Origin of the sequence: Ilyobacter sp. (assembly GCF_041583315.1) — a bacterium.
GTDB lineage: Bacteria > Fusobacteriota > Fusobacteriia > Fusobacteriales > Fusobacteriaceae > Ilyobacter.
Map to the genome: position 1 here is coordinate 1 of NZ_JBFHGC010000567.1, position 1796 is coordinate 1796.

A 1796-nucleotide genomic window follows, 5' to 3' on the forward strand; every position below is an offset into this window, starting at 1 on the left:
TCTGAGCAAAGCGAGTTTTGATTTTTTCTTGGATTTCCAAGGGCATTTAGCTTATTTTTCACAGGCCTTGATTTTTGGTTACTTTTCATCAAGGAAAAGTGACAGACTTTCGAATAAATTCAGTATTTTATCCAAAAATTTCCGATTGAAATCTTCGCAAGTCAAGTTGTTATATGTTATAATTTTATCTGTAAAAAATAATTTTGGGAGGATACTTGGATGAACTTACAGGAAAAAGCTCTGAGTTACAGAGAAGATGTAATAAATGCTATACAAGAAGCTATAAGGATAAAAAGTGTGGAGGAGCCTCCTCTTCCTAGTAAGCCTTTTGGAGAAGGTCCTGCAGAAGCACTGAAATATTTTCTTGATCTCGGAAAGAGTATGGGTTTTGAGGTAGAAAATTTTGACAATTATGCAGGTCATATAGATTTCGGATCTGGAGATGAGACTATAGGTATACTAGGACACGTAGATGTGGTCCCGGAAGGCGAGGATTGGAGTCATCCTCCCTATGCCGGTGAGATAGCAGATGGTAAAATATACGGGAGAGGTGTCCTTGATGACAAGGGCCCTATGATAACTTGTCTTTACGCAATGAAGGCTATAAAGGAGTCTGGACTCAAAACAGGAAAAAAAATAAGAATGATTCTCGGAGCCAATGAAGAAACAGGTTGGGGATGTATGGATCATTATTTCGGAAAACTGAAAATGCCTCAGCCGGCCCTTTCTTTTACTCCTGATTCTACATTCCCTGTTACCTTTGCAGAAAAAGGTATCATGCAGGTAATCCTGAAAAAAAAATATGAGGACGGAGAGAAGATCAGAGTAAATGGCGGAAATGCCTTTAATTCAGTTTCGGAAAAAGCTTTTCTGGAGATTTCAGAAGAATCCGGAAAAGTGATAGCAGACCATGTCTCTGCATTTAATAAGAATAAAAACTATACTGTGGAAGTAGAAGAAAAATCCGGAAGTCTGGTTATCTCATCAGCAGGTAAATCTGCTCATGCTTCCAGAGTGGACAAAGGATACAATGCCGTATCAGCCCTGATGAAACTAATATCTGAATCTGGGTATAGAGGGGGCGCTTTAGAAGATATAGCAAGATTTTTTTCTGAAAAAATACAGATGGAGACTGACGGAAAATCAATGGGAATAGCTTTTGAAGACCGTGATTCCGGAGAGCTCACACTGAACATAGGGATGATCTCTTTAGAAAACAATATCCTCGAAATTTCAATTGATATCAGATATCCTGTTACCATTGAAAAAGAAGCAGTGCTCCAGGGTCTGGAAAAAAGTGCTTCAGATTTTGGAATGGCGATGGAGATTCACGGAGGAAAAGAACCTCTATACGTTCCAAGAGATCACTTCCTGGTAAAGACACTCATGGATGTCTACAAAGATGTGACAGGTGACAGTGAGGCCCAGCCTATAGCTATAGGTGGAGGTACCTATGCCAGAGCGATAAATAACTGTGTGGCCTTTGGTTCTCTTCTGAAAGACCAGGAAGATAACATGCACCAGAAAGATGAGTATCTGGAGATAGACAAGCTCGATACCTGGTTAAAAATATATGTAGAAGCTATATACAAGCTTTCAAAATAAGTTAAAAAAACCCGTCAAGGTCAATCCAAGACGGTTTTTTTTATTTTAAAATATGATTTCTCTCTGCAAATATAAATTTGAGAATAATTTTGCATATTAAAAATAAAATATGGTATCTTATAAAGATATCTGTAATTTTGTGAAGTGAAAATCCAGTAAAATAAGTCACAAAATTTAAGTGTAAATAATAA

General features: G+C 37.5%; 1 protein-coding gene. It reads left to right on the forward strand.

Annotated elements, in window-relative coordinates; genetic code table 11:
* Positions 1-219: 219 nt before the first annotated feature.
* Positions 220-1605 carry a dipeptidase PepV gene (pepV, locus tag ABZA26_RS14275; RefSeq protein ID WP_372715160.1) on the forward strand — a complete coding sequence of 462 codons (1386 nt, stop codon included), beginning with the start codon at positions 220-222 and terminating at the stop codon, positions 1603-1605.
* The last annotated feature ends 191 nt before the right edge of the window (positions 1606-1796 follow it).

Bases quoted from the DNA above. Each gene is read 5' to 3' on its own strand.
- pepV (WP_372715160.1), top strand. From the start codon at position 220: ATGAACTTACAGGAAAAAGCTCTGAGTTACAGAGAAGATGTAATAAAT.